Genomic DNA, 26222 nt, shown 5'->3' with positions numbered 1-26222 from the left:
TAAGGTATCGACCATTATGCTTGCCATCTGGAATTCTGGACAGAGCAACGAAGCAGTTCCTGTTTGCGTTGCTGGAATGGGGAGACAATGGATCCGGCTTTGACGACAGGCGTTCCGCCATCAGAAGCTTTCGGACACGTCCGTATTATTATCGGCATGATCCTGGGCCTGTGCGTTTCACGCCTTTTGACAGGATTGGCGCGCTTTATCCAGCATCCCGGCAAGCAGAAAATCTATCCGGTCCATCTGGCGTGGGTGGGGTTCATTCTGCTTTCCGTCATTCATTTCTGGTGGTTCGAGTTCAGCTTGCGAACCATTCCACTCTGGACCTTCGAGAAGTATCTGTTCGTTATCTTCTATGCTGGGCTTTATTTCCTGCTCAGCACGCTGCTTTTCCCCGACAGTATGGAAGAATATACCGGCTATCGCGATTATTTCATTTCACGGCGCAAGTGGTTCTTCGGCATTCTGGCGCTGGTCTATGTGGTCGATTTCATTGATACGCTGCTGAAAGGAGCCGATCACTACCGGCTCTACGGCATCGAATATCCCATTCAGGTCGCTTGCTTCATCCTGTTCAGTCTGATTGCGGTGTTCTGGGGCAACCGGCGCTATCATGCGGTTTTCGCTGCCGTTGCGCTGATTTACCAGATCACCTTCACACTGCGCCACTTCGCGACGCTGAGCTAACGTTTTTCTGCATTGCGCCGGGTTTCCGCATCCACGATTTCGCGGAACTGGCGCAGTAGCGGGTGGCGTGCCGTCTGCTTGACGCCGTAATCGAGATTGAACGCATAATCGAAATCCGGCGGATTGAGCCCGATATTGTGCTGCATCATGGTTTCAAGCTTATCAAAGCCCTTGGCAAAGATAGCTTCCGCCGATTTGCTTTCGCTGTAATCCGTCCAAAGCTCCATGATTTCGGTGCTGAGATCGTCCGGCAGCGGCGCGCATAGCGTCATGAGGTCGGCTTTTTCGCGCTCGGCTCGTCCATCATCGGCGGATTGATGGATAGCGGGTACATCGCCGGAAATCGCCTCGCCCAGATCGTGGATGATGCACATCTTGATGAGTTTCAGCCGGTCGCAATCGCCCAGCTCCCGGTCGAACAGCATCACCAGCAGGCATAGCCGCCAGCTATGTTCGGCTGTGCTTTCCGGTCGGCCCTGAGAAGTGTGGCCGGAACGCAAAGTGCTTTTCAGCCGTTCTGCATGTTGGATAAACTGGATTATGCCGCCAAGTCGGGCTGGATCGATCGGGTATTCCGTTTCCGCACTCATGGCTGTCTCCTGATTTATCTGTATGAATCAATACATATAATTGCAATTTTAACGGTTTATTTGCCATGATGAATATTAATCTGGATCAATAGCCACGGGTGAAAAGCGGGACGGAGCGATGGTGGAACGGGACGGAGAGAGGAGACGTGCGGCTGTGCGCCCACTTCTGGCCTATGCGCCGGAATTCCTTGAGCCTGTGCCATCCGTCCGTGCGACCGGAAACAATGACGAAGACCGCGAACATCAAAGGCGCCGCGAGGAATTGCTCCGCCGCAAACAGGATTTGTTAGACGCCGAAGAGAGCGAGCGGGTCGATCCGAAGGCGGATATGCAGGGCCGGATGAATGCCGTGCGGGAGGCGCTGCAAGCCAATCTTGACGGTGCCCCGATCAAGGAACCGTCCGCGTCGGAATCACCTGCATCAGCCACCGTCCCGGAACCTGAACAGCCGGTACAATTGCCGCGCCGCAGGCGTCGCTGGGGACTTCTGGCCGGTTTCACCATGCTGGGCGGAATTATCGGAACCACATATGCTGTTCTGGAACCGCCCCAATATGGCGCGACGGCGTCGTTGCAAGTTTTCCCGCCTGAGCGGCGCAGCGAAATTGCCTCGAATGTTGTTCTGGAGCGCGCCGCACAGATGGCGCGTATCGAGCGTGCAGCCGATCTTGGCGCGCCTTCATTTCTGGAGGAGTTGCGCTTTCGCCTGACCCGATTGCTGCCCGAAGATCAGCAGTCTCCAGCAGTGGCTGGACATAAAAAGCTATCGGGGGTGCAATTGCTGCGCCAGCGTCTTGATTTCACACAGGCGCTCGACAGTGGCACGGTCAATGTCGATGCCACGGCTGACAGGCCGGAAACGGCAGCACTTTTGGCCAATGCCGTTGCGCAGGCGTTTCGCGATCATCTGCAGGGCGGCGGAGAGTTGAACGGGGTTGAGGGCGATCTTCCGGCGCGTCTGCAAAGTCTGGAGGCCGATGCAGAAGCGGCGCAGCAAGCGGCTGCGGTTTTTCGCGTCAGCCGGGATTTTGGCGATGACGACAACAAGGCCGCACTTCAACGCGAGTTCGCCGACAGCAAGGCCGAGACAGCGCGTATTGCAGCGGAGGCCAACAGCCTGAACGGCGCGACCGCCGAGAGCCTCGCCGGTAAGGGCGTGCCTGAAACCATGCGTTCCGGAGCACTGGGCGCACTGGTTGAGCGGTATCGCGCCGCAGGACAGGGGGCTGAAGCGAGCCAGATCGAAGCGGAAATCGACAAGGAGATTTCCAGCCAGCGCAGCATTTTACAAACCGATCTTAAGAATGCAGTCGAACGTGAGCAAAAGGCAGCGGCTGCCATTGCCGGTTTCGGCTCGACGCCTGCGACGGATGAAGACAAAGCCCGGCTGCAAATGCTGGAACGCGATGCGGCGGCAAAGCAGGCATTGTTTGAAGATTTGCAGATGCGTGCGGCACGGGGAGAACGCGCCTCGGCGGGTTCCGCGGCGACAGTGCGGATAGTTATGCCAGCCATGGCGGAACCGAACCCGCGCACCCTCTCCCCACAATGGATTATCGTCCTTGGATTGCTGGGCGGGTTTTTGCTTGGTCTTCTTTCGATGATGCTGGCCGGTCGCAAGCCCCGGTCGTCGGTCAGGAATGAAGCCGAGCCGGAAGAGGTTCTGGAACCCTACGGTGAAACCCGGCTTGCTGCCGTTATCCGCGAAGCCAATGCGCGCTGGGAAGCCGAGAATGAAGGCGTCAACCGCACCACGGAGAATGCCGCCCTCGGTCGTGCCATCGACGACGTGCGCTCATCCCGTATCACGAGACCCTGACTGGTTCTCGCAGGACTTTGCGTTCTGAAACTTCATTAAATCCTGCATTGTCGCGCATTCGCCAATTGTCATCGGGTGTCATGACGCTTATGGGCATGTGTACGAAAAAGATGTCGTGTATCTCCCAGACACTTAAGCCCGATATCACAAAAGAACGGAGCGCTCGCTATGGCTCAATTGATAGATGGCAAGAAGCTCGCCGAGGATGTGGTTTCCACGGTGAAGACCGAAACCGAAAAGCTCGTGGCCGCAACCGGCATTGTGCCCGGCATTGCGGTGGTGATCGTCGGTGAAGACCCGGCAAGTCAGGTCTACGTCGCGTCCAAGAGCAGAAAGGCCAAGGAATGCGGTTTCCACTCGGTGCAGCACGATCTGCCGGAAACGGCGTCGGAGCAGGAGCTTCTCGACCTGATCGAGAGCCTGAACAACGATCCCGCCATTCACGGCATTCTGGTGCAATTGCCGTTGCCGAAGCACATCGATTCAGGCCGGGTGATCCAGACAATTTCACCCGACAAGGATGTTGACGGCTTTCACTTCATCAATGTCGGCAAGCTTGGCACTGGCGAGGTGGAAACCGCCTTCGTTCCCTGCACGCCAGCCGGCGCGATGATCATGATCGAGCGCGTCCATGGCCGTGATCTTTCGGGGCTCAATGCTGTGGTGATCGGGCGCTCCAATATTGTCGGCAAGCCGATGTTCAATCTGCTGCTCGCCGCCAATGCAACGGTCACGGTTGCTCATAGCCGCACCAGGGACCTGCCTGCGATTGCCCGCACGGCGGATATTCTAGTGGCGGCGGTCGGGCGTACGCAAATGGTCAAGGGCGATTGGGTCAAGCCCGGCGCAACGGTGATCGATGTCGGTATCAATCGCATTCCGGCTCCCGAACGGGGTGAGGGCAAGACACGATTGGTCGGCGATGTCGATTTTGCGGAAGCCGAAAAGGTCGCCGGAGCGATCACGCCGGTTCCGGGCGGCGTCGGTCCGATGACCATCGCCATGCTGATGGCAAACACGCTTACCTCGGCGTGCCGCACTGCTGGCGTGAAAAAGCCGGTTTTTTGACACAATTCAACTGTGCTTTGCGCGCAGTTTTATTCCGGTTTTGATGGTTTGAGAGGCAAAACAGCTAAAATTGCTGTTTTGCCTTAATTTCATTCCGGCTGCTTTCAGAACACCGAAGCGCCTTCGTCAGCCCGCCCGGCGATCTGGCGGAAAGCGCGGAACAATTCGCGCCCCATGCCGTGCTCATTGCCGGAAAGATCAGGGCGGTCTTCGGCGCGATCATTCAACAGCATGAGATTGACGAGAACTTCCAGAGTGCCGTTCACGGCATCGAGACGAATGACATCACCGTCGCGGATTTTTCCGATGACGCCACCATCAAGTGCTTCCGGCGTGACATGGATGGCGGAGGGAACCTTGCCCGACGCGCCGGACAGGCGACCGTCGGTGACAAGGGCCACACGCTGGCCGCGATCCTGCAGAATGCCCAGAACCGTCATCAGCTTGTGCAGCTCCGGCATACCATTGGCCTTCGGGCCCTGATAGCGGACCACAGCGATGAAATCGCCGGTCAGCTCGCCAGCCTTGAACGCGGCCTGCATTTCTGCCTGATCGTTGAACACCTTGGCAGGTGCCTCGATGACCTGACGCTCCGGCTTCACGGCGGAAACCTTGATGATCGCATTGCCGATATTGCCGGTCAGAACCTTGAGGCCTCCGGTCGGCTGGAATGGCGCATGGATTTTGGCCAGCACCTTGTCGTCACCGCTTTTTTCCGGCACGGGCTCACGCACGACGGTGCCATCGGCGCCAAGCTTCGGTTCGATCGCATAAGGCCGCAGACCTTCACCGAACACGGTGCGCACATCTTCATGCAGGATGCCGCCATCGAGCAATTCGCGGATCAGGAAGCCCATGCCGCCAGCGGCATGGAAATGGTTCACATCGGCAAGGCCGTTCGGATAGACACGTGCCAGAAGCGGCACCACATCCGAAATCTCGGAAATATCGTGCCATGTCAGCTTGATACCGGCAGCCGCCGCCATGGCGATCAGGTGGATGGTATGGTTGGTCGAGCCGCCGGTCGCATTGAGACCAATGACGCCATTGACGAACGAACGTTCGTCCAGCATCTCGCCGACCGGCGTATATTCATTGCCGCAGGCGGTGATCGCCAATGCGCGCTTGGCGGCTTCGCGGGTCAAGGCATCACGCAGTGGCGTGCCCGGATTGATAAAGGATGCACCCGGCAGATGCAGGCCCATGATTTCCATCAGCATCTGGTTGGAATTGGCCGTGCCGTAGAAGGTGCAGGTGCCGGGGCCATGATAGGACTTCGATTCCGATTCCAGAAGTTCGGCACGTCCGACCTTGCCTTCGGCATAGAGCTGACGGGTCTTGGCCTTTTCGTCATTGGGCAGGCCGCTGGTCATCGGCCCGGCAGGCACGAACACGGCGGGCAGATGGCCGAAAGTCAGCGCACCAATGATGAGACCGGGAACGATCTTGTCGCAGACGCCGAGATAGACGGCTGCATCGAACATATCGTGCGACAGGCCGACGGCGGTTGCCATCGCGATTACCTCGCGGGAGAACAGCGACAATTCCATGCCCGCAAAACCCTGCGTGACGCCGTCGCACATGGCTGGCACGCCACCTGCAACCTGTGCCACGCCGCCCGCTTCGCGCGCAGCCTGCTTGATAAGCTGCGGGAAGGTTTCGAATGGCTGATGCGCCGACAGCATGTCGTTATAGGCGGTGATGATGCCGAGGTTTGGAATCTCGTCGCCGATCAGCGCCGCCTTGTCGTGCGGGCCGCAGGCGGCGAAACCATGCGCGAGATTGGCACAGCCCAGAACGGCGCGCTTTGGCTTGCTGGATGAAGCCTCGCGCACACGGCCAAGATAGGCCTCGCGCGTCGGCTTGGACCGTTCGCGAATGCGCGCGGTGATTTCCTGAATGCGTTTATGTGCCGTATCGGTGGGCATGGGTATCACCTGTGCCAATCTGGCTTGAATCGAATTTAGCTTGTCCAGTAGAGCTGGATCGGTGTGCGCGCATGGTGGAAGACAGCCCGCACGGGCATTTCATTCTCGTCATCGCCGGAAAGCGCCTTTTCCAGCGTTGCCTGCTTGGCAGCGCCTTCGATATGCAGAACCAGCATTTCGGCTTCAGTGATGATGGGAAGGGTCAGGGTCAGGCGTTTTTCGCCAGCACCTTCGGCCTGAATGGGCAGGACGAGCGCCCGCGTTGCCGGATCGATCGCCTGATCGAGCCGGTCGGCACCGGGAAAGAAGGAGGCGGTATGACCGTCATTACCCATGCCAAGCACCACCACGTCGAACGGACGGCGCAATGCGTCGATACGGCTGGCAGCGGCAAGCGCCGCCGTTTCGGCCGTCGCCGCCGGATTGTAGAGGCCAACGAACCTGGCCACGCCCGCATGATCGCGCAAAAGATGCTCGCGCACCAGCTTTTCGTTGGAGCGGTCGCTTTCGACAGGTACGAAACGCTCGTCAACGAGGGTGATCGTGACGAGGTTCCAGTCGATCATCTTGCGGGAGAGCACCTCGAACAGTCTCAACGGCGTGGTGCCGCCGGAGACGGCCAGTGTGGCCTGCCCCCGCTCAGCGATTGCGGCTGCCAGCTTGATTGCAATTGCCTCAGAAAGCGATTGCGCCAGTTCCGTTCCGCTGGTGAAGTCGTGACGTTCGATGTTCATTCCATTCCTTTCCAAAGCAGAAACCAGAGCGGTTCCAATCGGATAAAATCGTGAAGCCGCTCTATCTCTTTGTTTTTCGCATTATCCTACGCAAAACCACTGCGCACTTTTGCTGGAAATGCTTTTAGAGGCTCTCGTGCCAGGTACGCCCGTCACGCTCGATGAGCGCGATGGAGGACGATGGGCCCCATGTTCCTGCTGTGTAGCCCTGCACAGGCTGGCTGTTCAATTCCCATCCCTGAAGGATCGGATCGACCCAGCGCCATGCAGCCTCGACTTCGTCGCGCCGCATGAAAAGGGTCTGGTTGCCGCGAACGACGTCCATGATCAGCCGTTCATAGGCATCCGGATTGCGTTCGCTGAAGGATTCGGCAAAGCTCATGTCGAGCGGCACGTGACGCAGGCGCATGCCGCCCGGACCCGGATCCTTGATCATCAGCCACTGCTTCACACCTTCATCGGGTTGCAGACGGATGACGAGCTGGTTGGCCATGACCTTGCCAGCGCTTTCGCCGAAGATGGAATGCGGGATCGGCTTGAAGGTCACGACGATTTCCGAAACACGGGTCGCCAGACGCTTGCCGGTGCGCAGATAGAACGGCACACCCGCCCAGCGCCAGTTGGCGATTTCAGCTTTCAGCGCCACGAAGGTCTCCGTGTTGCTGGTCTCGCTCTCAAGGTCTTCCAGATAGCCGCGCACCGGGCCGCCAGCCGAAGCACCGGCGCGATACTGGCCGCGCACGGTCACGTCTTCGACATTGGAATTGGTGATCGGCTTCAACGAGCGCAGAACCTTGACCTTCTCGTCATGAACGGCATCCGCTTCAATCGATGAAGGCGGCTCCATTGCAACGAGGCAAAGAAGCTGGAGAATATGGTTCTGCACCATGTCGCGCAATGCGCCCGCCGTGTTGTAATAACCGGCCCGACCTTCAAGGCCGACAGCTTCTGCAACGGTGATCTGCACATGGTCGATATGGGCGGAATTCCACAGAGGCTCATAGAGTGCGTTGGCAAAGCGCAGCGCCATCAGGTTCTGCACGGTTTCCTTGCCGAGATAGTGGTCTATGCGGAAGATCTGATCTTCGCGGAAAACGCTGCCCAGCGTATCATTGAGCGTCATGGCGGATTCGAGATCGCGGCCGATCGGCTTTTCCACGATGATGCGCGTATCGCGGGTAATCAGGCCATGCGCCTTCAGGCGCGTGGCAATGTCGCCGAACAATGTCGGGCTGACCGCGAGATAGAAGGCGCGAATCTTTTCCGGCTTCTTGCCGATCAGGGTTTTGAGCGCGTCCCAGCCTTCTTCGGACTTGGCGTCGACGGCAACATAGCTGACACGCTTCAGAAATTCGTCGACCTGCTTCTCGTCAACTTCCGCAGGCTTGACGTGCTCATGAATGGCATCGCGGGCAAACTGCCGGTACTCTTCATCGGTCATGGCACTGCGTGAAGCGCCGATAATACGCGTCGGGTCGGTGAGCTGGCCTGCGCGCTGGCGCTGATACAGTGCCGGGATGAGCTTGCGTTCGGCAAGGTCGCCGGAACCGCCGAACACGATGCAGTCGAAAGGCTCTACCGGAATTGTCTGGCTGGTCATCTATCGCTCTCTTCTCTTCTTGCGCAAATCAGTCTGCCTGTGGGCAGCATGCGATTTTCAAGCTGCCCTTGTCTATTATCTAATCGATTTAAATTCAACAGCCGCAATGCCGCAATCGCACGAAATTGAAGGTGCCCTGCCATAATTGACGGATTAACGGGTTGTGCATACATGACATGTTCATTTTGGTTCAGGCTCTTTACGCCATATTGAAACAAATAATCTGGATACAAGTGATTGCACTTTACGGGAAATGCTCAAAAGGAGAATGACATGAAGAGGCTGCAGGATAAGGTCGCAATCATTACCGGTGCCGGTTCGGGTTTCGGTTCAGGCATGGCGCGCCGATTTGCAGCCGAAGGTGCAAAGGTCATTCTCGCTGATGTGAACGTAAAACGTGTCGAGGATGAGCTTGCCGACATTGGCGAGAATGCTCTTTCCGTGCAGTCGGATGTGTCGCGCAAGGACGATATGGAGCGCGTGGCACGCACGGCCTTCGAAGCGTTCGGCCGCATTGACATCATGGTCAACAATGCCGGTTTCACGCATCGCAACATGCCGCTGACGGAAGTGACGGAGGATAGTTTCGACCTGATCTCGTCCGTGAATATGAAAGCGCTTTATTATTCGACGCAGATCGTTGTGCCGATCATGGAGCATCAGGGCGGCGGCGTCATCATCAATACGGCTTCGGCAACCGCATTGCGTCCGCGCAAGGGATTGGTTTGGTACAGCGCATCCAAGGGCTGGATCATCAGCGCGACCAAGGCGATGGCGCTGGAGCTGGCGGACAAGAATATCCGCGTGAACTGCATCTGCCCGGCTGAAAGCGACGGCGAGGGGCTGAAACTGTTTCTGGAGGAAGATACGCCAGAGGCGCGCGAGGCGCTGAAACGCACCATTCCTCTCGACCGGTTTTCAACGCCGGAGGATGTGGCGGAAGCTGCGCTCTGGCTGGCCTCGGACGCCGCCTCCATGGTGACGGGGACGGCACTTAATATCGACGGTGGCTATTCAATCTGAGACAGCGGCTCTGGCGGCCTGCAAATGGCGTTGTTTTGCGCTTCCGGTGCTCAAACTCCACCATTTTCGGCTCGCCATAACCACAATCTACCAATCTAGCCATCGGCTTCGGCAAGGAAATCATCAAAAATGGCTTCCAGTCGACTGTGCCGTTCAGCGGCCATCAGCTTTCCGGTTTCCGTCTTGAAGCCGGAGGCGAGGCCGAACAGTTTGGTGCGGAAATGGTCGAGCGCGAAGCGCTTGTCATCCAGTGGGCGGTTTTCGGCATGCGGGTCGCGCCAGTCGTAAAGCGCACTGCCCATGCGGCCCGCAATGTAGAAACACCGCGCAGCGCCAATGACGCCGATGGCATCGAGCCGGTCCGCATCCTGCAGGATTTTTGCCTCCGTCGTGACAGGCTCGATATTGGCCGAAAAACTGTGCGCCTCAATCGCATGGGCGGTAAGGCCGATGCGCGCGTCATCCCAGCCGAGGTTGTGCAGCAAGGTTGTTGCCTTTTCCGCCGCCAGTCGCGAAGCGCGGTTTCTGTCAGGCGAATTCTTCTCCACGCTCACGCAATCATGCAGCAGGGCTGCGGCGCAAAGCACTTCGGCATTGCCGCCTTCCTGATGCTGGATTGCAGCGGCATTTTTCCAGACGCGGGCAAGGTGGGACAGATCGTGCGACCCGTCCTCGCCATGTTCGAGCGCGTGGGGCAGAAGGCTTTCGGCAAGCATTGCGAAAGGCGCGAAGATATGTGCTTTCATCCTGGTTCTGCCCTGGGTCTTGGGGATTCGGGAGATGGCAGAAACTATCGGTTCTTGCGCAGGACGGTCCAGTTATAAAATGCGCCGATAGCCATGATCAGGCAGGTGCCGAGAAACACGGAGCGCATGCCGAAATGACCGCCGACAAAGCCGCCAGCCACTGGTCCTACGACCTGCCCCACATATTGCGCCGAGACGGAAAGCCCAAGGATGCCGCCCGCCACGCGGTCGGGGACGTTGTGCCGGATGACGCTGGTGATGCAGGGCAGCAATCCACCAAGCGCCAGCCCCATCAGAAAACGCAGGCCGATCAACTGCCAGGCTTCTGTCACGAAGGCCTGCGGGATCAGAAGCAGTGCGGAAACGGATAGTGCCCCGATGATGACGCGGGTGTGGCCGATGCGATCGGCAAGGCGACCCATCCGTGAGGAAGACATGATGCTACCGAGTGCAGCAGCAGCCATCACCACACCGGAAATGAGCGTCACTTTCGTCTGGTCGTCCATGAGCTGGATCACATAGACGGTGATGATCGGCTCGATCGACATATTGGCGAAAAGCAGCAGCATGCCCGTCACCAGCATGGCGATAACGGGCTTTCTGTCGGGGACGGCCGCCCAGATGGATTGCGCCTTCTGCTCCCTGGTCGGCTTTGGCGGTTTGCGCTCTTCGCGGATCAGAAATGTGGTGGCCAGAAAGGTGAGGAAAATCACACCGCCTGCCAGCCAGAAGGTTGCGCGAATGCCGATCAGCGGCGGCAGCGCGCCGCCGAGCAGCGGTCCTGCGAGATTGCCCGCCATGATGCCGGCCGAAAGCGCGCCCAGCGCCCAGCCGGTCTTATCCTTTGGTGTTTGCGTGGCGACGAGGATCATCGAACCGGATGAATAGCCGCCCGCAATGCCCACGAACAGGCGCAGCGCCACCAGTTGCCAGACGCTCGTCACCATTCCGATCAGCGACATGGCGATGGCCATGCCGAGGCTCGCGCGGATCAGCATCAGCTTGCGCCCGTAACGATCACCAAGCCTGCCCCAGAGTGGTGCGACGAAGGCTGCTGCCAGAAAGGTCGCGCCGTAGGCAACGCCCGACCATTGCACGATGGCTGCATGATCGGTGACGCCCAATTGTTCCACATAGAGCGGCAGGAAGGGGAGGAGCAGCGACATGGCAATGAGCGTGGTGAACGAACCGATGAGGCAGATCAGCAGGTTCTGCTTCCAGTAGCGTTCGTGATTTTCTTCCGTGGCCACATTTTCCTGGCGGGCTGTGGCGACGGTTTCATCGCTGGCAGCGGCTTGGGCGGTGCTCATGTCATGTCTCGCGATTGCAATGTATTCCATTTTGGGATACCAAAACGGTATGCATGAATGCGCCTGTTGATCAGGCTTGTCAATTGCAGTGCTGATCGAAAATGGAGAATGGTCGCCGATGTCACAGATGAGGCAGGTTGAAACGCAACTTCGCGACATGATCCTCGGTCTGGAACTGGGGCCGGGCGAGCGTTTGACCGAGCGCTGGATAGAGGCGCAATTTGCCGCCTCACGCACGCCGATCCGCGCAGCACTTTTGCGGCTGGAGGCGGAAGGGCTGATCTGTCGCGAAGGGCGCGGCTGGACAGTCTCGCCGATCAATCTCAGCGAGATCGAGCAGATTGGCGTTTATCGCGAAGCGCTGGAAATTGCCGCGTTAAAACTGACCTGCGCACTTGAAGATCGCAGCGGCGTGGAACTGATTTTGGCCATGCTGGATAGCTGTGATGCGGATACGTCGCGCGAGGAATGGCACCGTATCGGCATGGATTTTCATATCGAACTGGCGCGGCTGTCCGGTAACGAATTTCTCAGCCGCGGCGTGCGCGATGCCATGCAGCGCCTTTCACGGGCGCGCTGGCTGGAGGTGCGCGACGAGGCCGCGCTCGCCCGCGCCTGGGCCGAACACCGCGCCATTCTCGACGCGGTGCGCGAAGGGGATGCCGACAAGGCGACGGCGTTGATGAGTGCACATCTGGACGGAAGTCGCAGCCGTCTCGTCAGCAATCTGCATGAGGACCGGCGTGGCCTCAAAGCGCGGGGCTTTGCGGTCATCAGCGCCTGAAACAGTCATCACCATTCGGGCAGCTTATGGCCGTCACGCGAATGATATGGCGTGCGCCCGTCACGGATGCCGATATCGCGCAGGAGATATTCCGGTGAATGCTCGGTGATGACGGTATAAGTGCGTTTGCGCGAAAACAGACGGAAGAACAGCGCATTCCAGCCGCTGTTTGCCCCATGGCTGATGGTGGGCGCTGTGGCGGTTGTGCAGGCAGAATCGAGGTTTTTCATGACCTTACCTATCGAATGAAGCGGCTGTGGGAGGCAGTTGCTCGTTAAACTGTGCCTATAGGTATGCGCCTGAAAACCTTTGTTTTCCAATTGAACCTCGATTAGTATGCATAAGGAGGACTTATGCATCATGACGACAGCGCTTCCCCCTTTATCGGCTATTCGCGTTTTTGAATCCGCCGCTCGCCATGCCAGTTTTACCCGCGCCGCGGAAGAACTGGGCATGACGCAGGCTGCCGTCAGCTATCAGATCAAGATATTGGAGGAGCGCGTCGGTGCGCCGCTGTTTCTGCGTCTGCCGCGGCAGGTGGAGCTGACCGAACTCGGCAAATGTCTTGCGCCCGCGATCACGGAAGCGTTCGAGACGATGCGCAATGCCTTCGCCAGCCTGCGGGAAGATGCGGAGGGCACACTGACGATCAGCGTTCTCGCGACTTTTGCCGCCAACTGGCTGGCACATAGGCTTGGCTCGTTCCAGATGCGGCATCCGTCGCTCGCGGTCCGGCTTGACACGTCCGACAGCGTGATCGATTTTGCGACAACCAATGTCGATATCGCAATCAGGAGCGGTTTCGGCAAATGGCCGGGGCTGGAAGCGCATCAGCTCATCAAGGCGAGTTTCACGCCGATGCTGAGTCCTGCCTTGGCCGCGACCATCGGCGGAGTAAAAGAGCCTGCCGATCTTCTGCGGCTCAAGATAATCGATGTGAGCGATCCCTGGTGGAAAATCTGGTTCAATGCGGCGGGGATCGAAAACCCGCCAATGCAGGGCAATACGCAGAGCCGGCTGGGAGCGCAGCATATTGAAGGGCGCGCGACGGTCGCGGGGCAGGGTGTCGGCATTCTTACGCCCGCTTTCCACCAGATCGAAATCGCCACCGGCCAGCTTATCCAGCCCTTCGATATTCTTGGTGATGACGGGCGCGCTTATTGGCTCGTCTATCCCAAGTCGCGGCGCAACACGCCCAAGGTCCGCGCATTCAGGGAATGGATATTGAGCGAACTCGACTGCGGATAGATGGCAGCCAAGACAAGCTTAATCTTTCGATGCCGCGAGGAACACTGCGTGCTGAGCCTCATATGCGCGCTTGAAGGCCGGGCGGGCTTCCCCGCGCACAACATAGGCCGCAAGGTTCGGGTAATCGTTCAACATGCCTGAACTCTTCAGCCTCCGCAGCACTGTCACCATCAGAAGATCACCGGCACTGAAGGCTCCGTCGAGCCAGCCATTGTTGCCGAGACGAACGGAAAGTGCGTCCAGCCTTTTGCGGATATAGGCCTCCACGATAGGCATCCTCTGTTCGTACCAGCTCTCCCGCCGCTCCACAAAGCCAGCTCTTTCCCGCTCAAGGATTACCGGCTCGATAGTGCTCTGCGCGGCGAACATCCATGTGATTGCGCGTGCCCGGCCATTGGCATCATCTGGCAGAAGGCCGGGATTTTGTTCGGCGATATGAAGCACGATTGCACCGGATTCGAACAGCGCCAGATCGCCTTCTTCATAGGTAGGGATTTGCCCGAACGGTTGCAGATCAAGATGCGGGCGGGCTTTCATCGCTTCGAACGAAACGAGGCGTACATCATAGTCCTGCCCGGTCTCTTCAAGTGCCCATCGAACGGGCATATCGCGCGCCATCCCTCGGCCGCGATCAGGTGAATTTTCAAATGCGGTGATGATGGGACGTGCCGGACTGTTGTTGGTGGTGGATGCATTGTTCATGACGGTTTCTCCTCAATGTCACGTTCGTTGCCCCAAATGTAAACCGATGCCTCCCGGTTCAAGTTTTCTTCTGCTTCTTTCCAACGCGCCCTTCTAAAATAGCCGGATATAAAGCTTCCAATAAATAATACCGACCAGTTGGTATGTTGTCAATCTTGGCGATTGTGAAGGCGAGGGAGGGCAGAAAGCTGGTTACAGGAATGACCGGGGGCGGAAGTTCTGCCGAATTTTCCATGGCTCAAAATTTTTTCCGTCGAATGTCACATTCGGTATTGCTGTCTCGTCATGTCTATCGAACCCCTTGAACCGAAAGGAACGATATCATGACCCCTCTGCTCAACCCGTTCAATGTTGCCCCTGCCACGATGAAGTCCTGGATGAACGCTTCGATGACGATCGCATCCAGTCTGGAAGCGAGCCTGATCGAGCTTGTCAAAATCCGCTCCTCGCAGATTAACGCCTGCGCAAATTGCATCAATATGCATACGCTTGAAGCACGCTCTCTGGGCGAGACCGAACAACGCATTTATTTGTTGTCGGCATGGCGCGAAGCACCATGCTACTCTGCGCGCGAACGTGCGGCTCTGGGATGGGTCGACGCGCTGACCCGCCTGTCGCAAGGCCATGATCTGGAAGACGCCCGCACGGCCATGCAGGCACAGTTCACTGAGGAGGAGCAAGTGAACCTTACGCTGATGATCAATATCATCAATGGATGGAACCGCATGGCGGTTGGCTTCGGCCTCTGGTTCGAACCGGAAGCCAAGAAGCCCGCAGTAAAGGCAGCCGTCTGATGGTCGACATATCCTCGCAAGGCGATGCAGCCGAAAGCTTCGATCCGCTGCGCCCGAAACTGATCCGCGTCGCCTATCGCATGTTGGGCTCGGTTGCCGATGCCGAGGATATGGTGCAAGAGGCGTTCATCCGATGGATGAACGCCGACCGCAGCGAGGTGCGTGAGCCGGAAGCCTTTCTGCGCCGCACCGTTACCCGCCTGTGCCTCGATTTTCTGAAATCCGGGCGCAACCAGCGCGAAACCTATTTCGGGCCATGGATTCCCGATCCGGTTGTCGAAGAGGAAGCGGATGACGATGTCACCCTTCCGCTCATGCTGGCGCTGGAGCGTCTTTCGCCACTGGAACGCGCCGCCTTCCTGCTGCACGATGTCTTCGGGCTGGATTTCGACGAAATAGCCAAAACAATCCAACGCGATGCTGCCGCCTGCCGCCAGCTTGCTGCACGCGCCCGCAAGCATGTGCGCGAGGAGCGTCCCCGTTTTCAGGTCGACAAGCAGCGCGGGCTTGAACTGGCGCAGGCCTTTTTCACGGCGTCGCGCAGCGGCGATATGAATGCACTTGGCGCGATGCTGGCTGCGGATGTGAACCTTCAGGCCGATGGCGGCGGCAAGCGCCCGGCTTTCCCGAAGCCTGTTTTCGGTTTCGACGAGGTGATGAAGACCCACGAAAAACTGGCGGGCTATTTCCGTGGCAATCAGTCGACGCTTTTGCGCACGGTCTTCATCAATGGTTTGCCCGGCATCATCACGCGTGAAGCCGATGGGGAAATCCAGACGACGGCGCTCGATATAGAAGACGGCAAGATTGTCGGCATCTATGTGGTGCGCAACCCGGACAAGCTAAAGCACCTGCACTGAGCAATACCGGCTCCCGCTTTTTGGAGACATGCTTTATTTGTTTTCAAGCATGTCTTTATCCAAAAACCGGTTTCCACTTTTGGGAGACATGCTTTACCCGATCAGGTAGCGGCAGGCGCCTGCCGCGCCGATGCCGATCAGCACGGTTGGCAGCATGGAAAAGCGCGTCGCGGCGAAGATCGTGATTGCAAGCGCGATCAGGTCGGCAGGCTTGTCCGAGACGAAATCGGGCGCGATGACCGAGATCAGAACGCAGCCGGGGGCGGCTTCCATCACCGCTGTAGCACGCTTGCTCAGCGTGCGGTTGCGCAGCAGCACATAGCCGCCGATGCGCGTGAGATAGGTGACGCTTGCCATCAGAACGATGGTCAGAACAGCTAACGGATCGATCATTCTTCACCTGCCAGCAGATAGGCTGCAACGAGACCGGACAAGGCACCGGCGGCGACATACCAGGCGCCGGGAATGGTGAGATAGCTCAGCGCGGCGACCACAAGGCTGACCAGCCATGGGCGCGCTGCCGCAAAACCTTTCCACATGCCCGCCAGCAGAACCAGAAACACTGCCGGGAATGCCATGTCGAAACCATAGGGGCGCAGGTCTCCCATCATCGGGCCGAAGGCTGCGCCCAGCGTGGTGAAGACGACCCAGGCGAGATAGAAAGGTATGGCCACACCGGCATAGAAGGTGAGGCTCAGCGCCGGATTGACGCCTTTCGACTGACGGCGTTTCGCATCGGCAAGGCCGAGCGCCCAGCTTTCATCGCACATGAGAAACAGGCTGGCGAAAGCCTTGCGCTTGGGCAGATGGCGGATGAAGGGCGCCAGAGCCGCACCCATCAGCAGATGGCGGCTGTTGACCAGAAAGGTGATCGCAACAATCAGCAGGACATGCGGCGGCGAGGTCCAGAGCTGGATGGCCGCGAATTCCGACCCGCCTGCAAAGTTCAGCCCGGTCATCATGGGCACTTCGATGACACTGAGGCCCTTTTGCGCGGCCTGCGCGCCCAGAACCAGCGCATAGGGAATAATACCGAGCAGAACCGGCAGACCGGCAGCGGCCCCGCGACGGAATTCCGAGCCGCGCCCGGATCTGCTTTTTTGAGGCACATAGGCCTGTGAAATATCCATAAAATTCCCGTTGGCTGGTCGCTGGTTAACAACCGCCCCTTGCTCAGTCTCTTGCATATTTGCTTGAGAAGTTTCGCGACTATAACCAATTTCGCGAGCAATTTGGTTGCGAATTATGCCTCTTTGCATCAATATTTGGCAGGGAATGCCAATAAGATTGGCATAAATGGAATTGAGCGCCAATGAAGCTGGATGAGATTGACAAACGGATTCTGCGCGTACTGCAGCGCGACGGTCGCATTGCCAATAACGATCTCGCGCGCGAGGTCGGCCTGTCGCCTTCGCCGTGCCTGCGGCGGGTGAAACTTCTGGAAGAGGCGGGCGTGATCGACCGCTATGTCGCGGTGCTGAACCCGGCCAAGGTTGGCAAGGGACTGACTTTCTTCACGCGCATCCGGCTGGACAAGCAGGACGAGGAAACGCTTCAGACCTTCGCCAAGGAGATATTGAAGCTGCCGCAGGTGCTCGAATGCTATTTCATGCTCGGCGATTATGATGCGATGATCCGGGTGGTTGCGGCGGATATCGAGGATTACCGCCGCTTCCAGTCGGAATATCTGAGCCGGATCAAGGGCGTTCAGAACCTGAAGACCGACGTGCCAAGCCAGACGGTCAAGCAGACTTCCGAAATGCCCCTGTAGTAGCATTCGCAGGACAGACGGGCTTATCCTGATCCTTCGCGATCACTGGATGAGAACGCGCCAACTCATCATTGACGTGATCTGCTAATTCAAAGAAACGCTTTCGAACCTGCGAAGCATAGGGATTGGCGTACTCGATGGCCTGAAACACTTCCGGCGCATCATGGCGAACCATGCCGACCGCCTGCATCAGAAGGTCGAAGCTCTTCGTTGTCATGCGGGTTGGTAGCGGCTCCATCTGCACCAGAACCTTGGCGATCAGATGCGTCAGCCCCTGAACCATTGCCGCCTCGCGGTCATGATCTTCCGGCGTTGTTATGATGACATCGAGCACAAGTTCCCTTTTCAGGAAAGCAGCAATGCGGTGGAACCGCGTGCCGCGCACGGGGCAGAAGGCGATTTTCAGGCCTGTTATACCGTCGCGCGCACTCTGCGGACCGAAGAGCGGATGTGTGGCGACAATATCGACATGCGCAGGCAGGCCACGCCGCATGATATCGGCTGGCCCGACCTTGACCGAGCCGACATCGAGAACAAGCGTGCCGGGGCGCAGATGCGGGGCGATCATTTCCACCACGCGGTCAAGCGTTGCGACCGGCGTTGCAAGGATGACGATATCGCAGAGGGCGACCTCTTCCAGAGAGGTCAGGGTGACGCCATGCATCAGCGCTATCCGATCAAGGTCTGCGGCAGGATCGTAAGCATATAACTGGAAATACGGGTTCAGGTGACGGGCGATAAGCTGCCCGAATGCACCAAAGCCGATAATACCAATTTTCATATGCTGATTGTTGTCGCGAGACATGGACTGACCTCTTTATGGCCGCATGGCCAGAGGTGCTGTCCTTGAAAATCAACCGCTGGCAATGCAGCGGTTGAACTATGACAAAGCAAACCCGCCGCTATATGAGCGGAGCGTAATAAGACCGGGTGCTGATGAGTACTTTGTTCATGCTGTCTAGCTATTCCTGCTTTATGCGGATGTCAACAGTCTCCCTGGACGCTGGATGAAGTCCTACGGGAACATCCTCGCTGCTTTGCCTTCGGCAAGCGTTTTGCCGCTGGCATCCAGCGCCTTCACAGTCCACGAGTAGTTGTGGGAACCGCCTGGAGGGCATGGCCCCTTGTAGCGAAATGCACCATAAGGGATAGCGGCCTTGCCATTATAGGCGACCTTGCCACCGCCATGTTCAAAACCCATGGCATTGCGATCCACCATGCGGAACGTCAGCGTTTTCGTTTCCTTTGGAACGCCGGTGATGTTGAACGGCGGCGACTTTGAATCAAAGCACTTCTTCGTTGGTCCCCATTGAAACGACACGCCGAGATCTGCCGACAGCGCAGGCGTCGCCATTGCGGCCATGATAGCAGCCGCAACAATAAGTTTCTGTTTCATTCGTATTTCTCTCCAAGCCCCGACATAGACTCGCTATGCCACAGTTGGAAGGTTAGTGTTTTTCCAATTGCACGCAATAGGGGAAATCATCCGGCGCAGGAATGTTGCTGTCCTTGTGACGATAAAAATACGTCTTGACACGAAGCCGGGTCCTGAAAGCCTATTTCATATAGGCGCGAACCACGTCGACCAGTTCGCCTGCACCTTCGTCGCGCTCTTTTTGCGGAAGGGCGCCATCGGCAACATGCATCAGAATATGGTCTTCAATCACCTCCGCCATGAGCCCGTTGACCGCGCCGCGTACGCCCGCAATCACCTGCATGACTTCCGCGCAGCCCTTCTCTTCCTCGAGCATCCGTTCCACACCCTCAAGCTGGCCGCGAATGCGGCGCACGCGGTTGATGAGCTTCTGCTTTTCGCGGATCGTATGGGTCATGGGAGCCTTGGTCCTTCATGGCAATGTTGCTGACATTCACGCATGTCTTTATCCCAAAACCGGTTCCCACTTTTGGGAGGCATGCTCCATATTCAGGCGGCGCGCGCTTCCACCTCTACGGTCACATGCGACAAATCATGGATCGCTGCAAGCTTGTTCCGGTAATAGGAGGGGGCTCTCGGCTCTTCCGCTATGATCGAAACAATGCACCGTGATGGCCGGGTCCAAGTTGCCAGACATGCAGATCGGCGATCTCTCCGCCTTCGCGACTGATGATTTCAGCGATCTCTTCCGGCAGATCTTCACCTTCCGGCAGATAGTCCAGCAGCGTCGAACCGGTGTCCTTTATCAATCCCCATGACCAGTGCGCGATCACCGCCGCGCCGACGATACCCATTGCCGGGTCAAGCCAGAGCCAGCCGTAAAGACTGCCCAGCAGAAGCGCTGCGATGGCAAGCACAGACGTCAGAGCATCGGCAAGCACATGCATATAGGCTGCACGCAGGTTCTGGTCGTGGCTTCCCTCATGACCGTGATCATGGTGCCCGTGGTGGTGGGAATGATCATCCCTGAGAAGCCAGGCACAGACGAGGTTGACGGCAAGCCCGATGACGGCAACCAGAATGGCCTCGTGAAAATTTATGCTGACCGGCATGCTGAAGCGCCAGAAGCTTTCCCAGCCGATCAAGAGGGCGATCAGCGCCAGAACGATGGCACTGGCAAAGCCGGCCAGATCGCCGAGTTTGCCGGTGCCGAATGTGAACCGCGAATTATGCGCGTGCTTGCGTGCATAGAGATAGGCAAGGGCCGCGATCAGCATTGCCGCCGCATGGGTGGACATATGCCAGCCGTCGGCAGTCAGCGCCATGGAGCCATAAAGGTTGCCGGCTGTGATCTCGATTATCATCATCGTTGCCGTGATGGCGATCACGATCCAGGTGCGCTTTTCGTTGCGCCGGTGATTTTCTCCCAGGAAGACATGCTCATGCCTGGAATGCAGGTGATGGCCGGAATGGTTCGTATGATGATGCACGCTCATTGAAACAGCCTTTCTATTAGAATAGGGGGGTATACTATTTTTAAAAGGCTGACAAATCACACTTGCAGGAGCGGGCTTAACCTCGATCAGCTCGAACGCCCGCGGGCAACGCCTTTCAATGGCAGAAAAACTCACCTTTCGGCTTAGGGTCTACGCCTATTCGAGAAGGCTTTTGACCTGATTGCGGCAATTTTTTCGGGGTCGCGATCAGATAAGATCGGAATCGTTAGCGTGCATCCCGAAAAGTGTGAAACGGTGTTGGGACAAGATGCGCGTCAAACAAGACAATGAGCGCGGCGATCTGATTCAATCGGATCGAAATGCGCTCTGAATTGGGGCAAAGCATTGAAGCGCCGCTGATCCGCGCAACACGGAACGACGCTTCAGTTTTTGAAGCTGCGCATCGTGCTTTGCCAGAAATCCACGCTGATTTTCAGGCCGGTGCCGTAACGAGAAGAGCGGAGGGATTCATGTCTTCAGAAAGGAACGGGCATTCGCCGCGCAGTCGTGCGCGACGGCATTTTTTGGGTCTTACTGCCGCCGCTGCCGTAAAGGTTGCGGCACTCGGGGTCCTGACTTCATCGATTTCATCATCGCCGGCACACGCCATGGGCAGAAAATGGTGGAGGAGAGAAAGAGGAAAGGGAGGTGTTTCCGGCGCTAACTGCCTTTTGAAAGGCACACTCGTCGAGACCCCAACCGGCCTGGTGGCGGTGGAGACATTGACTGTCGGCGATCTTGTGACAACGGCTCGGGGTGAAACGCGCCCGGTCAAATGGGTGGGCTGGCAGAACCATAGAAAAGGCGGCACGCAATGGAATGAGAGCGTGATGCCGATCCGCGTCAAGCGCTATGCTATCGACAGCAAAACACCGCAGCGCGACCTTTATCTTTCACCCAACCACGCATTGCTTATCGACGGCGTGCTGATCCGCGCGAAGGACCTGGTCAATGGTCAAAGCATAGCGCGCGTATCGATGGACAAAACGATCGACTATTACAATATCGTTCTCGACAGTCATGAAGCCGTGCTGGCGGAAGGGGCTGCCGTGGAAACCTATCTGATGCGTGGCGACAGCTATAAGAGTTTCACCAATTTCGCCGAATATCAGGAACTCTATCCGGAGGAAGCCAACATCATCATGCAGCCCTATGCGCCGCTCGTGGGCTATGAGGGTGCCCGCCAGCACTTGCACGCATTGTTGTGCATGAGCGGCATTCTTCCGCTGCGTGACGTAGTTGAGGAAACCTATCAGCGTCTGGCCGCAAAAACCGGCGAGAGCGTAGCGTAAAATAGTGAATATTACCGGGCGGTGGTAAGAAAGGCGGGGTGCCGAAGGGTGCTCCGCCTTTCTCTTGTGAAGCAGTTTAGCCAGCTTCCGCAGCGCGCAGGAAAGACTTTCGTTCCGTTTCACTGCCGATGATCTGGCCTCTCAGTTGCAGGAGATCCTTCCGGCTGACCAGTCCGCAGAGCTTTCCTTCGCGTGTCACAATGGGGATGCGTCCGCAATCGGTCGCGATCATCATGTCGGTGATGAAGGCTACGCTATCATCCTGATGGCCCACCGGAGTGGATGTGTCGGAAATCGAGTCTGCAAGCGTTTGGCCCGACAGTTCCGTCTTTCTCTGCCATTCCAGCGCATCCGCGCGTGTCACCACGCCGACAAGGACACGGTCGTTGTCAATGACCGGATAAAGCCGATGTCGCGCTGTCTCCGAGGCAAAGAAGGCGGAGGCTTCCTGCACGGTCATGTTTGCCGGTAACGTGTCCACGTTCGTCACCATGACTTCATGCACGCGGACGGATTCAAACGGGCTGACGCCATATTCGCGCGTGATGTGCTGTCCGCGTCGTGCAATTTTCTCGGTCAGGATGGAGCGCTTGAGCAGAAGAACCGTCACTGCATAGGCGGTCACCGTTGCGACGAAAACCGGAACGATCTGGCCGAAATCGCCGGTAACCTCGACGGCAAAGAAGGTGCCGGTCAGCGGCGCGCGCATCGTTCCACCCATCATGGCAGCCATTCCGAGAAGCGCCCAGAAACCCGGTTCTCCACCCGGCATGATCAGGCCAAGCAGCCAGCCCATCGCGCCGCCGAAGATCAGAAGCGGCGCCAGAACGCCCCCGGAAGTGCCGGATGCCAACGCACAGAGCCAGATTGCGCTTTTGACGAGCAGCACCACCAGCACCGTGGTTGCCAGGAATTTATCGTTGAGAAAACCGTCGATGAGATCATAGCCGACGCCAAGCGCACGCGGCTCGATCAGGCCGCCAATACCAATGGCAATGCCGCCGATTGCAGGCCACCACATCCAGTGAATGGGCAAACGTTCAAATGTATCCTCCAGCTTGTAGAGGAGTGTGGTGAGCAACCCCGATTGCAGCCCGGCAACGATGCCGATCAGTGCACATGCTGCTATTCCCCACCAGGGCAGGACCAGATGAAAATGGGTCTGAAACAGCGGACCTGTCTCGAAGAACAAGGGGCGGTTCGTGTTGGCAACCGCTGCTGCAGCCGCAACGGGAATGAAGCTGCGGGGCTTCCACTCGAAGAGCAGCAGTTCGACGCCCAGCATCACGGCGGCAATGGGCGTGCCGAAAATGGCGGTCATGCCAGCGGCGGCACCGGCGACGAGCAAGGTTTTCCGCTCGGCTGAGCTCATCTGGAACAATTGCGCAAAGAGCGATCCGATAGCTCCGCCCGTCATGATGATCGGACCTTCGGCACCGAACGGACCGCCCGTGCCGATCGAAATCGCCGATGAGAGCGGCTTTAGTATCGCCACTTTAAGCGACATGCGGCTGCCACCGATCAGGATGGCTTCAATCGCTTCGGGAATACCGTGTCCGCGAATTTTCTCCGAGCCGTAACGTGCCATCAGCCCAATTGCCAGACCGCCCAATATGGGGATGAGAACGATCCAGACGGACGGTGAAAGATGCGCCAGCGTTGCCGGATCAATGCTGACGCGGCCAAACCAGACCAGATTGGTGACGAAGGCGATCAGGCTTACGAGCACCCATGCGGCAGCGGTACTGACAGCGCCAATGACAATCGCCATCGCGATCAGGAGCAGCATTCGCCTGTCGGCGGTAAAATCGCCGGCAACGCGGCGCGCCACGCCACCGGTGAAATCGTGGGGTCCTCGAAACTCGTTTTGCCGGGCCATAGCAAACTCCTGTCTTTCTCGGCGGATACGCTAGCTTTGGGGGAGAGCGACTTAGAGCGCGTCTCGATCTGATTGAATCAGATCGGCGCGTCTCAACGGTTTGTTTTGACGCGCATCTGATCCGAAAATCGTTTCACACTTTTCGGGATGCGCTCTAACGGCGGGTTAAATATATCGTAATACGATATAAATCAATCGCCATCTTTGTGTTTGGACAAGGGGCTTGCTATGGGGAAAGGGATTGCTGCAAAACGCCTTCGGAAAGACCGGAGCAGTGCGGCTTCGCAGATAGAAGGCGCACGGGAGAAGCGTGTTGTGAAAAGAAATCCGGATGCTTTGACACAAGCCGACTATCAGGCGCTTGCGGAACTTCGTTATCGTTTGCGCCGGTTCATGAGTTTCAGCGCGACGGCTGCGGAAGCGGAAGGGCTCCCGGCGCAACAGCATCAGGCGTTGCTTGCGATCAAGGCCCATGCGGCTGATACGCCGATGACGGTCGGTAACCTTGCGGAGTGGCTTGTCATCGCGCCGCACACGGCAACGGAGCTGGTTGGCAGACTGGCGGATGCCGATCTGGCGATGCGGATGGTTGACCCCTCGGACCGTCGCCGCCACACATTGGCTTTGACCGACAAGGCAGAGCAGGTTCTTGAGCGGCTGAGTGCCGCGCACCTGGCCGAAATACGCGAACTTGCCCCCAATCTGATCGAGGTTTTGACCAAGCTGGAGCGTACAGCAAACAAGCCAAAGTAACGGCTATATTCTATCCATCAGCGCATACCATGACAGGGCGAGGAACAGCAGCGGCGAGCGGAAAGTGCGGCCGCCGGGGAAGGCGGGAATGCGCAGTTCTTCGAACAGTTTCAGCCTGTCGCGATTGCCTGCGACGGTTTCCGCATAGAGCTTGCCCATATAATTGGCCAGCATGACACCGTGGCCGGAATAGCCGCCTGCTGAAATGACACCGGGCATCACTTCACGCACGAAGGGCTGGCGCGGCATGGTTATGCCGACCGAACCGCCCCATGCATGGGTGATCTCGACCTTGTCCAGCGCCGGATAAATCTCGGCGATCTGGCGGCGGATATGCGTGCTGATGTCGCGCGGATTGTCGGCAGTATAGGCTTCGCGCCCGCCGAACAGCAGCCTGCCGTCCTTCGAACGGCGGAAATAACGCACCACGAAGCGGGAATCGTCAATGGATTCACCACCCGGAATAACCGGGCTATTGTCGCCGAGCGGCACTGTTGCGCCGATGAACGAGCGGATCGGCATGACATGCGATGCGCTGACCGGCTCCAGCAATCCGCCATAGGCATTCACCGCAATGAAGGCGTTTCGCGCGGATATGGTTCCACGATTGGTTTCGACTTCGACCCGCCCGCTTGCGGTGCTGATCCTGGTGGCTCTGGTGTCTTCAAAAAGCTTTGCGCCTGCGGCATGGGCGGCTTTCGCTGTTCCGACAAGCAGTTTCAGCGGATGAATATGGCCGGTGCCCGCATCATAGACGCCGCCATAATAGCGTTCGGAACCAAGCAGGCTCGCCGTTTCAGTGCGGTCGAGCAAACGCAAATGCGGATAGTTGAACCGGCTTGCCATTACCTCGACATGGCGCTCATACGGCTTCAGATAGCGCGGCTTGTGCACGACCGAAATCTGGCCGGGCACATATTCCATGTCGATCCTGTGTTCGTCGGCAAAGGCAAGGAGATAGGCCTTGGCCTCCTCCGCGACGTCGAACAGGGCCTTGGCACGTTCAAGGCCGTATTTCGCTTCAAGGTCTTCGGCCCATGTGCGCTGGCCTGTGCCGAACTGGCCGCCATTGCGCCCCGACGCCCCATCGCCGAACCGCGCACCGTCGATGAGCGTGACATCCACGCCCTGCCTCGCCAGATGATAGGCAGCCGAAAGCCCCGTATATCCGCCGCCAATGACAACGACATCCGCCTGCCGCGAGCCATCCATCTCGGGATATTGCGGCCGGTCGGGAACCGTCGCCTCGTACCAGGAATAGCCGGGCGAGATTGGGGACTGGTAGGGCATTGGCGGCTCCGGGTGGGTAGGGCAGTAAGGCAGTAGGGCAATAAGGCATTATGTTATTGATCGGAGAGTTTCCGGATCAGAAGTCTGAGAAGTTTGCCTATACTTTCGCTTTTCACCAACATTGAATTGATTGTTTCGTTCTGCATGAAACCAAGCCTTTCGGCGATGAGGAGATGCGTTTCCATTTCCTTGAGAGAGCCTTGGGCAATGCGCAGGAATTGCTGGTAGGAGCCGCGATTTTCTCGCCCAAAGCCTTCAGCGATATTCGCAGGAACAGAAACGGCAGCACGTCGAACCTGACTTGTCAGACCGTAGATTTCTTCCTTGGGCCAGCAATCGGTCACCTTGTAGATTGAGGTGACCATTTCCATCGCTTGCTGCCAAACAAGAAGATCACGATATGAATTGACTGCCATGATCCCCCGTTTAGCTTTTCCCTACTGCCCTACTGCCCTACTGCCCTACTGCCC

The 26222-nt window shown here is 57.8% G+C and carries 27 protein-coding genes and 1 pseudogene; 11 read left to right on the top strand and 17 right to left on the bottom strand.

The window, feature by feature from the left end; genetic code table 11:
- The first annotated feature begins 87 nt into the window (after nt 1–87).
- Nucleotides 88–690 carry a hypothetical protein gene (locus ACYSN1_RS11260; protein ID WP_109989559.1) on the top strand — a complete coding sequence of 201 codons (603 nt, stop codon included), beginning with the start codon at nt 88–90 and terminating at the stop codon, nt 688–690.
- Here the strand turns inward: ACYSN1_RS11260 and ACYSN1_RS11255 are convergent.
- Entirely contained in the window at nt 687–1280 is a 594-nt protein-coding gene (locus ACYSN1_RS11255) for an HD domain-containing protein (RefSeq protein ID WP_461725734.1), read from the bottom strand. The genes ACYSN1_RS11260 and ACYSN1_RS11255 overlap by 4 nt on opposite strands.
- 118 nt (nt 1281–1398) lie before the next feature.
- On the opposite strand from ACYSN1_RS11255, the gene ACYSN1_RS11250 reads away from it, so the two are divergent.
- Together ACYSN1_RS11250 and folD are read left to right on the top strand one after the other, a co-directional pair.
- Complete coding sequence (locus ACYSN1_RS11250; protein ID WP_461725733.1) at nt 1399–3099, top strand: GNVR domain-containing protein; 1701 nt, start codon at nt 1399–1401, stop codon at nt 3097–3099.
- Nucleotides 3100–3267: 168 nt separating this feature from the next.
- Nucleotides 3268–4167 carry a bifunctional methylenetetrahydrofolate dehydrogenase/methenyltetrahydrofolate cyclohydrolase FolD gene (gene folD, locus ACYSN1_RS11245; RefSeq protein ID WP_461725732.1) on the top strand — a complete coding sequence of 300 codons (900 nt, stop codon included), beginning with the start codon at nt 3268–3270 and terminating at the stop codon, nt 4165–4167.
- 104 nt (nt 4168–4271) lie between these two features.
- On the opposite strand, the gene edd is transcribed toward folD, so the two are convergent.
- From edd to zwf, 3 genes are all read right to left on the bottom strand, one after another.
- Nucleotides 4272–6095, bottom strand: coding sequence for a phosphogluconate dehydratase (gene edd, locus ACYSN1_RS11240; protein ID WP_461725731.1), 1824 nt, complete (start codon nt 6093–6095; stop codon nt 4272–4274).
- A 35-nt stretch (nt 6096–6130) separates the two neighbouring features.
- Nucleotides 6131–6829, bottom strand: a complete 699-nt coding sequence (gene pgl / locus ACYSN1_RS11235; protein WP_461725730.1) for a 6-phosphogluconolactonase — start codon at nt 6827–6829, stop codon at nt 6131–6133.
- A gap of 124 nt (nt 6830–6953) precedes the next feature.
- Nucleotides 6954–8429: a glucose-6-phosphate dehydrogenase gene (gene zwf, locus ACYSN1_RS11230; RefSeq protein WP_140018885.1), complete on the bottom strand. Its 1476-nt coding sequence runs from the start codon at nt 8427–8429 to the stop codon at nt 6954–6956.
- Between the two features lie 273 nt (nt 8430–8702).
- Here zwf and ACYSN1_RS11225 point away from each other — a divergent pair, with 273 nt between their 5' ends.
- Nucleotides 8703–9452 (top strand): SDR family oxidoreductase, encoded by a 750-nt coding sequence (locus tag ACYSN1_RS11225; protein WP_461725729.1) that lies wholly within the window; start codon nt 8703–8705, stop codon nt 9450–9452.
- A gap of 95 nt (nt 9453–9547) precedes the next feature.
- Here the strand turns inward: ACYSN1_RS11225 and ACYSN1_RS11220 are convergent, their stop codons facing one another.
- Both ACYSN1_RS11220 and ACYSN1_RS11215 read right to left on the bottom strand, forming a co-directional pair.
- Nucleotides 9548–10198 (bottom strand): HD domain-containing protein, encoded by a 651-nt coding sequence (locus ACYSN1_RS11220; protein WP_461725728.1) that lies wholly within the window; start codon nt 10196–10198, stop codon nt 9548–9550.
- 44 nt (nt 10199–10242) lie between these two features.
- Nucleotides 10243–11508, bottom strand: coding sequence for a multidrug efflux MFS transporter (locus tag ACYSN1_RS11215; protein ID WP_461725727.1), 1266 nt, complete (start codon nt 11506–11508; stop codon nt 10243–10245).
- Nucleotides 11509–11626: 118 nt separating this feature from the next.
- Here ACYSN1_RS11215 and ACYSN1_RS11210 point away from each other — a divergent pair, with 118 nt between their 5' ends.
- Nucleotides 11627–12292 carry a GntR family transcriptional regulator gene (locus ACYSN1_RS11210; protein ID WP_461725726.1) on the top strand — a complete coding sequence of 222 codons (666 nt, stop codon included), beginning with the start codon at nt 11627–11629 and terminating at the stop codon, nt 12290–12292.
- An 8-nt stretch (nt 12293–12300) separates the two neighbouring features.
- Here the strand turns inward: ACYSN1_RS11210 and ACYSN1_RS11205 are convergent, their stop codons facing one another.
- The gene (locus ACYSN1_RS11205) at nt 12301–12522 is read right to left on the bottom strand and encodes a hypothetical protein (RefSeq protein ID WP_461725725.1); all 222 of its coding nucleotides are present in this window, start codon (nt 12520–12522) and stop codon (nt 12301–12303) included.
- A gap of 130 nt (nt 12523–12652) precedes the next feature.
- Between ACYSN1_RS11205 and gcvA the strand changes: the two genes are divergently transcribed.
- A complete protein-coding gene (gene gcvA / locus ACYSN1_RS11200) occupies nt 12653–13540 on the top strand; it encodes a transcriptional regulator GcvA (RefSeq protein ID WP_461725724.1) in 888 nt (295 codons plus the stop codon).
- Between the two features lie 18 nt (nt 13541–13558).
- Here the strand turns inward: gcvA and ACYSN1_RS11195 are convergent, their stop codons facing one another.
- A complete protein-coding gene (locus tag ACYSN1_RS11195; RefSeq protein ID WP_461725723.1) occupies nt 13559–14242 on the bottom strand; it encodes a glutathione S-transferase family protein in 684 nt (227 codons plus the stop codon).
- Between the two features lie 323 nt (nt 14243–14565).
- On the opposite strand from ACYSN1_RS11195, the gene ACYSN1_RS11190 reads away from it, so the two are divergent.
- Both ACYSN1_RS11190 and ACYSN1_RS11185 read left to right on the top strand, forming a co-directional pair.
- Nucleotides 14566–15036 carry a carboxymuconolactone decarboxylase family protein gene (locus ACYSN1_RS11190; protein ID WP_461725722.1) on the top strand — a complete coding sequence of 157 codons (471 nt, stop codon included), beginning with the start codon at nt 14566–14568 and terminating at the stop codon, nt 15034–15036.
- Complete coding sequence (locus ACYSN1_RS11185; protein WP_461725721.1) at nt 15036–15896, top strand: sigma-70 family RNA polymerase sigma factor; 861 nt, start codon at nt 15036–15038, stop codon at nt 15894–15896. The genes ACYSN1_RS11190 and ACYSN1_RS11185 overlap by 1 nt, the downstream gene beginning before the upstream one ends.
- A gap of 93 nt (nt 15897–15989) precedes the next feature.
- On the opposite strand, the gene ACYSN1_RS11180 is transcribed toward ACYSN1_RS11185, so the two are convergent.
- Both ACYSN1_RS11180 and ACYSN1_RS11175 read right to left on the bottom strand, forming a co-directional pair.
- On the bottom strand, nt 15990–16289 hold the full coding sequence (locus ACYSN1_RS11180) for an AzlD family protein (protein WP_010659133.1): 300 nt from the start codon (nt 16287–16289) through the stop codon (nt 15990–15992).
- Complete coding sequence (locus tag ACYSN1_RS11175; protein ID WP_461725720.1) at nt 16286–17026, bottom strand: AzlC family ABC transporter permease; 741 nt, start codon at nt 17024–17026, stop codon at nt 16286–16288. The genes ACYSN1_RS11180 and ACYSN1_RS11175 overlap by 4 nt, the downstream gene beginning before the upstream one ends.
- Before the next feature lie 182 nt (nt 17027–17208).
- On the opposite strand from ACYSN1_RS11175, the gene ACYSN1_RS11170 reads away from it, so the two are divergent.
- The gene (locus ACYSN1_RS11170) at nt 17209–17667 is read left to right on the top strand and encodes an Lrp/AsnC family transcriptional regulator (RefSeq protein WP_061346941.1); all 459 of its coding nucleotides are present in this window, start codon (nt 17209–17211) and stop codon (nt 17665–17667) included.
- On the opposite strand, the gene ACYSN1_RS11165 is transcribed toward ACYSN1_RS11170, so the two are convergent.
- The 4 genes and pseudogenes from ACYSN1_RS11165 to dmeF form a co-directional block, all read right to left on the bottom strand.
- Entirely contained in the window at nt 17639–18472 is an 834-nt protein-coding gene (locus ACYSN1_RS11165) for a prephenate dehydrogenase/arogenate dehydrogenase family protein (protein WP_461725719.1), read from the bottom strand. The two genes, ACYSN1_RS11170 and ACYSN1_RS11165, sit on opposite strands and share 29 nt — an antisense overlap.
- Nucleotides 18473–18682: 210 nt before the next feature.
- Entirely contained in the window at nt 18683–19063 is a 381-nt protein-coding gene (locus tag ACYSN1_RS11160; RefSeq protein WP_461725718.1) for a YbhB/YbcL family Raf kinase inhibitor-like protein, read from the bottom strand.
- A 160-nt stretch (nt 19064–19223) separates the two neighbouring features.
- Complete coding sequence (locus ACYSN1_RS11155) at nt 19224–19499, bottom strand: metal/formaldehyde-sensitive transcriptional repressor (protein WP_012093288.1); 276 nt, start codon at nt 19497–19499, stop codon at nt 19224–19226.
- Nucleotides 19500–19591: 92 nt separating this feature from the next.
- Nucleotides 19592–20538: pseudogene (dmeF, locus tag ACYSN1_RS11150) on the bottom strand (CDF family Co(II)/Ni(II) efflux transporter DmeF).
- A gap of 470 nt (nt 20539–21008) precedes the next feature.
- On the opposite strand from dmeF, the gene ACYSN1_RS11145 reads away from it, so the two are divergent.
- Nucleotides 21009–21830: a Hint domain-containing protein gene (locus ACYSN1_RS11145; RefSeq protein WP_461725717.1), complete on the top strand. Its 822-nt coding sequence runs from the start codon at nt 21009–21011 to the stop codon at nt 21828–21830.
- Between the two features lie 76 nt (nt 21831–21906).
- Here ACYSN1_RS11145 and ACYSN1_RS11140 read toward each other — a convergent pair whose 3' ends face one another.
- Nucleotides 21907–23709 (bottom strand): chloride channel protein, encoded by a 1803-nt coding sequence (locus ACYSN1_RS11140; protein ID WP_461725716.1) that lies wholly within the window; start codon nt 23707–23709, stop codon nt 21907–21909.
- 393 nt (nt 23710–24102) lie between these two features.
- On the opposite strand from ACYSN1_RS11140, the gene ACYSN1_RS11135 reads away from it, so the two are divergent.
- Nucleotides 24103–24462 carry a MarR family winged helix-turn-helix transcriptional regulator gene (locus tag ACYSN1_RS11135; protein ID WP_461725879.1) on the top strand — a complete coding sequence of 120 codons (360 nt, stop codon included), beginning with the start codon at nt 24103–24105 and terminating at the stop codon, nt 24460–24462.
- 3 nt (nt 24463–24465) lie between these two features.
- Here ACYSN1_RS11135 and ACYSN1_RS11130 read toward each other — a convergent pair whose 3' ends face one another.
- A complete protein-coding gene (locus tag ACYSN1_RS11130) occupies nt 24466–25752 on the bottom strand; it encodes an NAD(P)/FAD-dependent oxidoreductase (RefSeq protein WP_461725715.1) in 1287 nt (428 codons plus the stop codon).
- 53 nt (nt 25753–25805) lie between these two features.
- A complete protein-coding gene (locus ACYSN1_RS11125) occupies nt 25806–26168 on the bottom strand; it encodes a four helix bundle protein (RefSeq protein ID WP_109989539.1) in 363 nt (120 codons plus the stop codon).
- Nucleotides 26169–26222 lie beyond the last annotated feature (54 nt).

The sequence above is a fragment of the Brucella sp. LJL56 genome, assembly GCF_054871705.1.
Note: the sequence above shows the minus strand (reverse complement) of the source record. Positions and strands in the feature narration are given on the sequence as shown.

Coding starts and splice junctions, on each gene's coding strand:
- ACYSN1_RS11260 (WP_109989559.1), top strand. CDS start 88: ATGGATCCGGCTTTGACGACAGGCGTTCCGCCATCAGAAGCTTTCGGA.
- ACYSN1_RS11255 (WP_461725734.1), bottom strand. CDS start 1,280: ATGAGTGCGGAAACGGAATACCCGATCGATCCAGCCCGACTTGGCGGC.
- ACYSN1_RS11250 (WP_461725733.1), top strand. CDS start 1,399: ATGGTGGAACGGGACGGAGAGAGGAGACGTGCGGCTGTGCGCCCACTT.
- folD (WP_461725732.1), top strand. CDS start 3,268: ATGGCTCAATTGATAGATGGCAAGAAGCTCGCCGAGGATGTGGTTTCC.
- edd (WP_461725731.1), bottom strand. CDS start 6,095: ATGCCCACCGATACGGCACATAAACGCATTCAGGAAATCACCGCGCGC.
- pgl (WP_461725730.1), bottom strand. CDS start 6,829: ATGAACATCGAACGTCACGACTTCACCAGCGGAACGGAACTGGCGCAA.
- zwf (WP_140018885.1), bottom strand. CDS start 8,429: ATGACCAGCCAGACAATTCCGGTAGAGCCTTTCGACTGCATCGTGTTC.
- ACYSN1_RS11225 (WP_461725729.1), top strand. CDS start 8,703: ATGAAGAGGCTGCAGGATAAGGTCGCAATCATTACCGGTGCCGGTTCG.
- ACYSN1_RS11220 (WP_461725728.1), bottom strand. CDS start 10,198: ATGAAAGCACATATCTTCGCGCCTTTCGCAATGCTTGCCGAAAGCCTT.
- ACYSN1_RS11215 (WP_461725727.1), bottom strand. CDS start 11,508: ATGAGCACCGCCCAAGCCGCTGCCAGCGATGAAACCGTCGCCACAGCC.
- ACYSN1_RS11210 (WP_461725726.1), top strand. CDS start 11,627: ATGTCACAGATGAGGCAGGTTGAAACGCAACTTCGCGACATGATCCTC.
- ACYSN1_RS11205 (WP_461725725.1), bottom strand. CDS start 12,522: ATGAAAAACCTCGATTCTGCCTGCACAACCGCCACAGCGCCCACCATC.
- gcvA (WP_461725724.1), top strand. CDS start 12,653: ATGACGACAGCGCTTCCCCCTTTATCGGCTATTCGCGTTTTTGAATCC.
- ACYSN1_RS11195 (WP_461725723.1), bottom strand. CDS start 14,242: ATGAACAATGCATCCACCACCAACAACAGTCCGGCACGTCCCATCATC.
- ACYSN1_RS11190 (WP_461725722.1), top strand. CDS start 14,566: ATGACCCCTCTGCTCAACCCGTTCAATGTTGCCCCTGCCACGATGAAG.
- ACYSN1_RS11185 (WP_461725721.1), top strand. CDS start 15,036: ATGGTCGACATATCCTCGCAAGGCGATGCAGCCGAAAGCTTCGATCCG.
- ACYSN1_RS11180 (WP_010659133.1), bottom strand. CDS start 16,289: ATGATCGATCCGTTAGCTGTTCTGACCATCGTTCTGATGGCAAGCGTC.
- ACYSN1_RS11175 (WP_461725720.1), bottom strand. CDS start 17,026: ATGGATATTTCACAGGCCTATGTGCCTCAAAAAAGCAGATCCGGGCGC.
- ACYSN1_RS11170 (WP_061346941.1), top strand. CDS start 17,209: ATGAAGCTGGATGAGATTGACAAACGGATTCTGCGCGTACTGCAGCGC.
- ACYSN1_RS11165 (WP_461725719.1), bottom strand. CDS start 18,472: ATGTCTCGCGACAACAATCAGCATATGAAAATTGGTATTATCGGCTTT.
- ACYSN1_RS11160 (WP_461725718.1), bottom strand. CDS start 19,063: ATGAAACAGAAACTTATTGTTGCGGCTGCTATCATGGCCGCAATGGCG.
- ACYSN1_RS11155 (WP_012093288.1), bottom strand. CDS start 19,499: ATGACCCATACGATCCGCGAAAAGCAGAAGCTCATCAACCGCGTGCGC.
- ACYSN1_RS11145 (WP_461725717.1), top strand. CDS start 21,009: ATGTCTTCAGAAAGGAACGGGCATTCGCCGCGCAGTCGTGCGCGACGG.
- ACYSN1_RS11140 (WP_461725716.1), bottom strand. CDS start 23,709: ATGGCCCGGCAAAACGAGTTTCGAGGACCCCACGATTTCACCGGTGGC.
- ACYSN1_RS11135 (WP_461725879.1), top strand. CDS start 24,103: ATGAGTTTCAGCGCGACGGCTGCGGAAGCGGAAGGGCTCCCGGCGCAA.
- ACYSN1_RS11130 (WP_461725715.1), bottom strand. CDS start 25,752: ATGCCCTACCAGTCCCCAATCTCGCCCGGCTATTCCTGGTACGAGGCG.
- ACYSN1_RS11125 (WP_109989539.1), bottom strand. CDS start 26,168: ATGGCAGTCAATTCATATCGTGATCTTCTTGTTTGGCAGCAAGCGATG.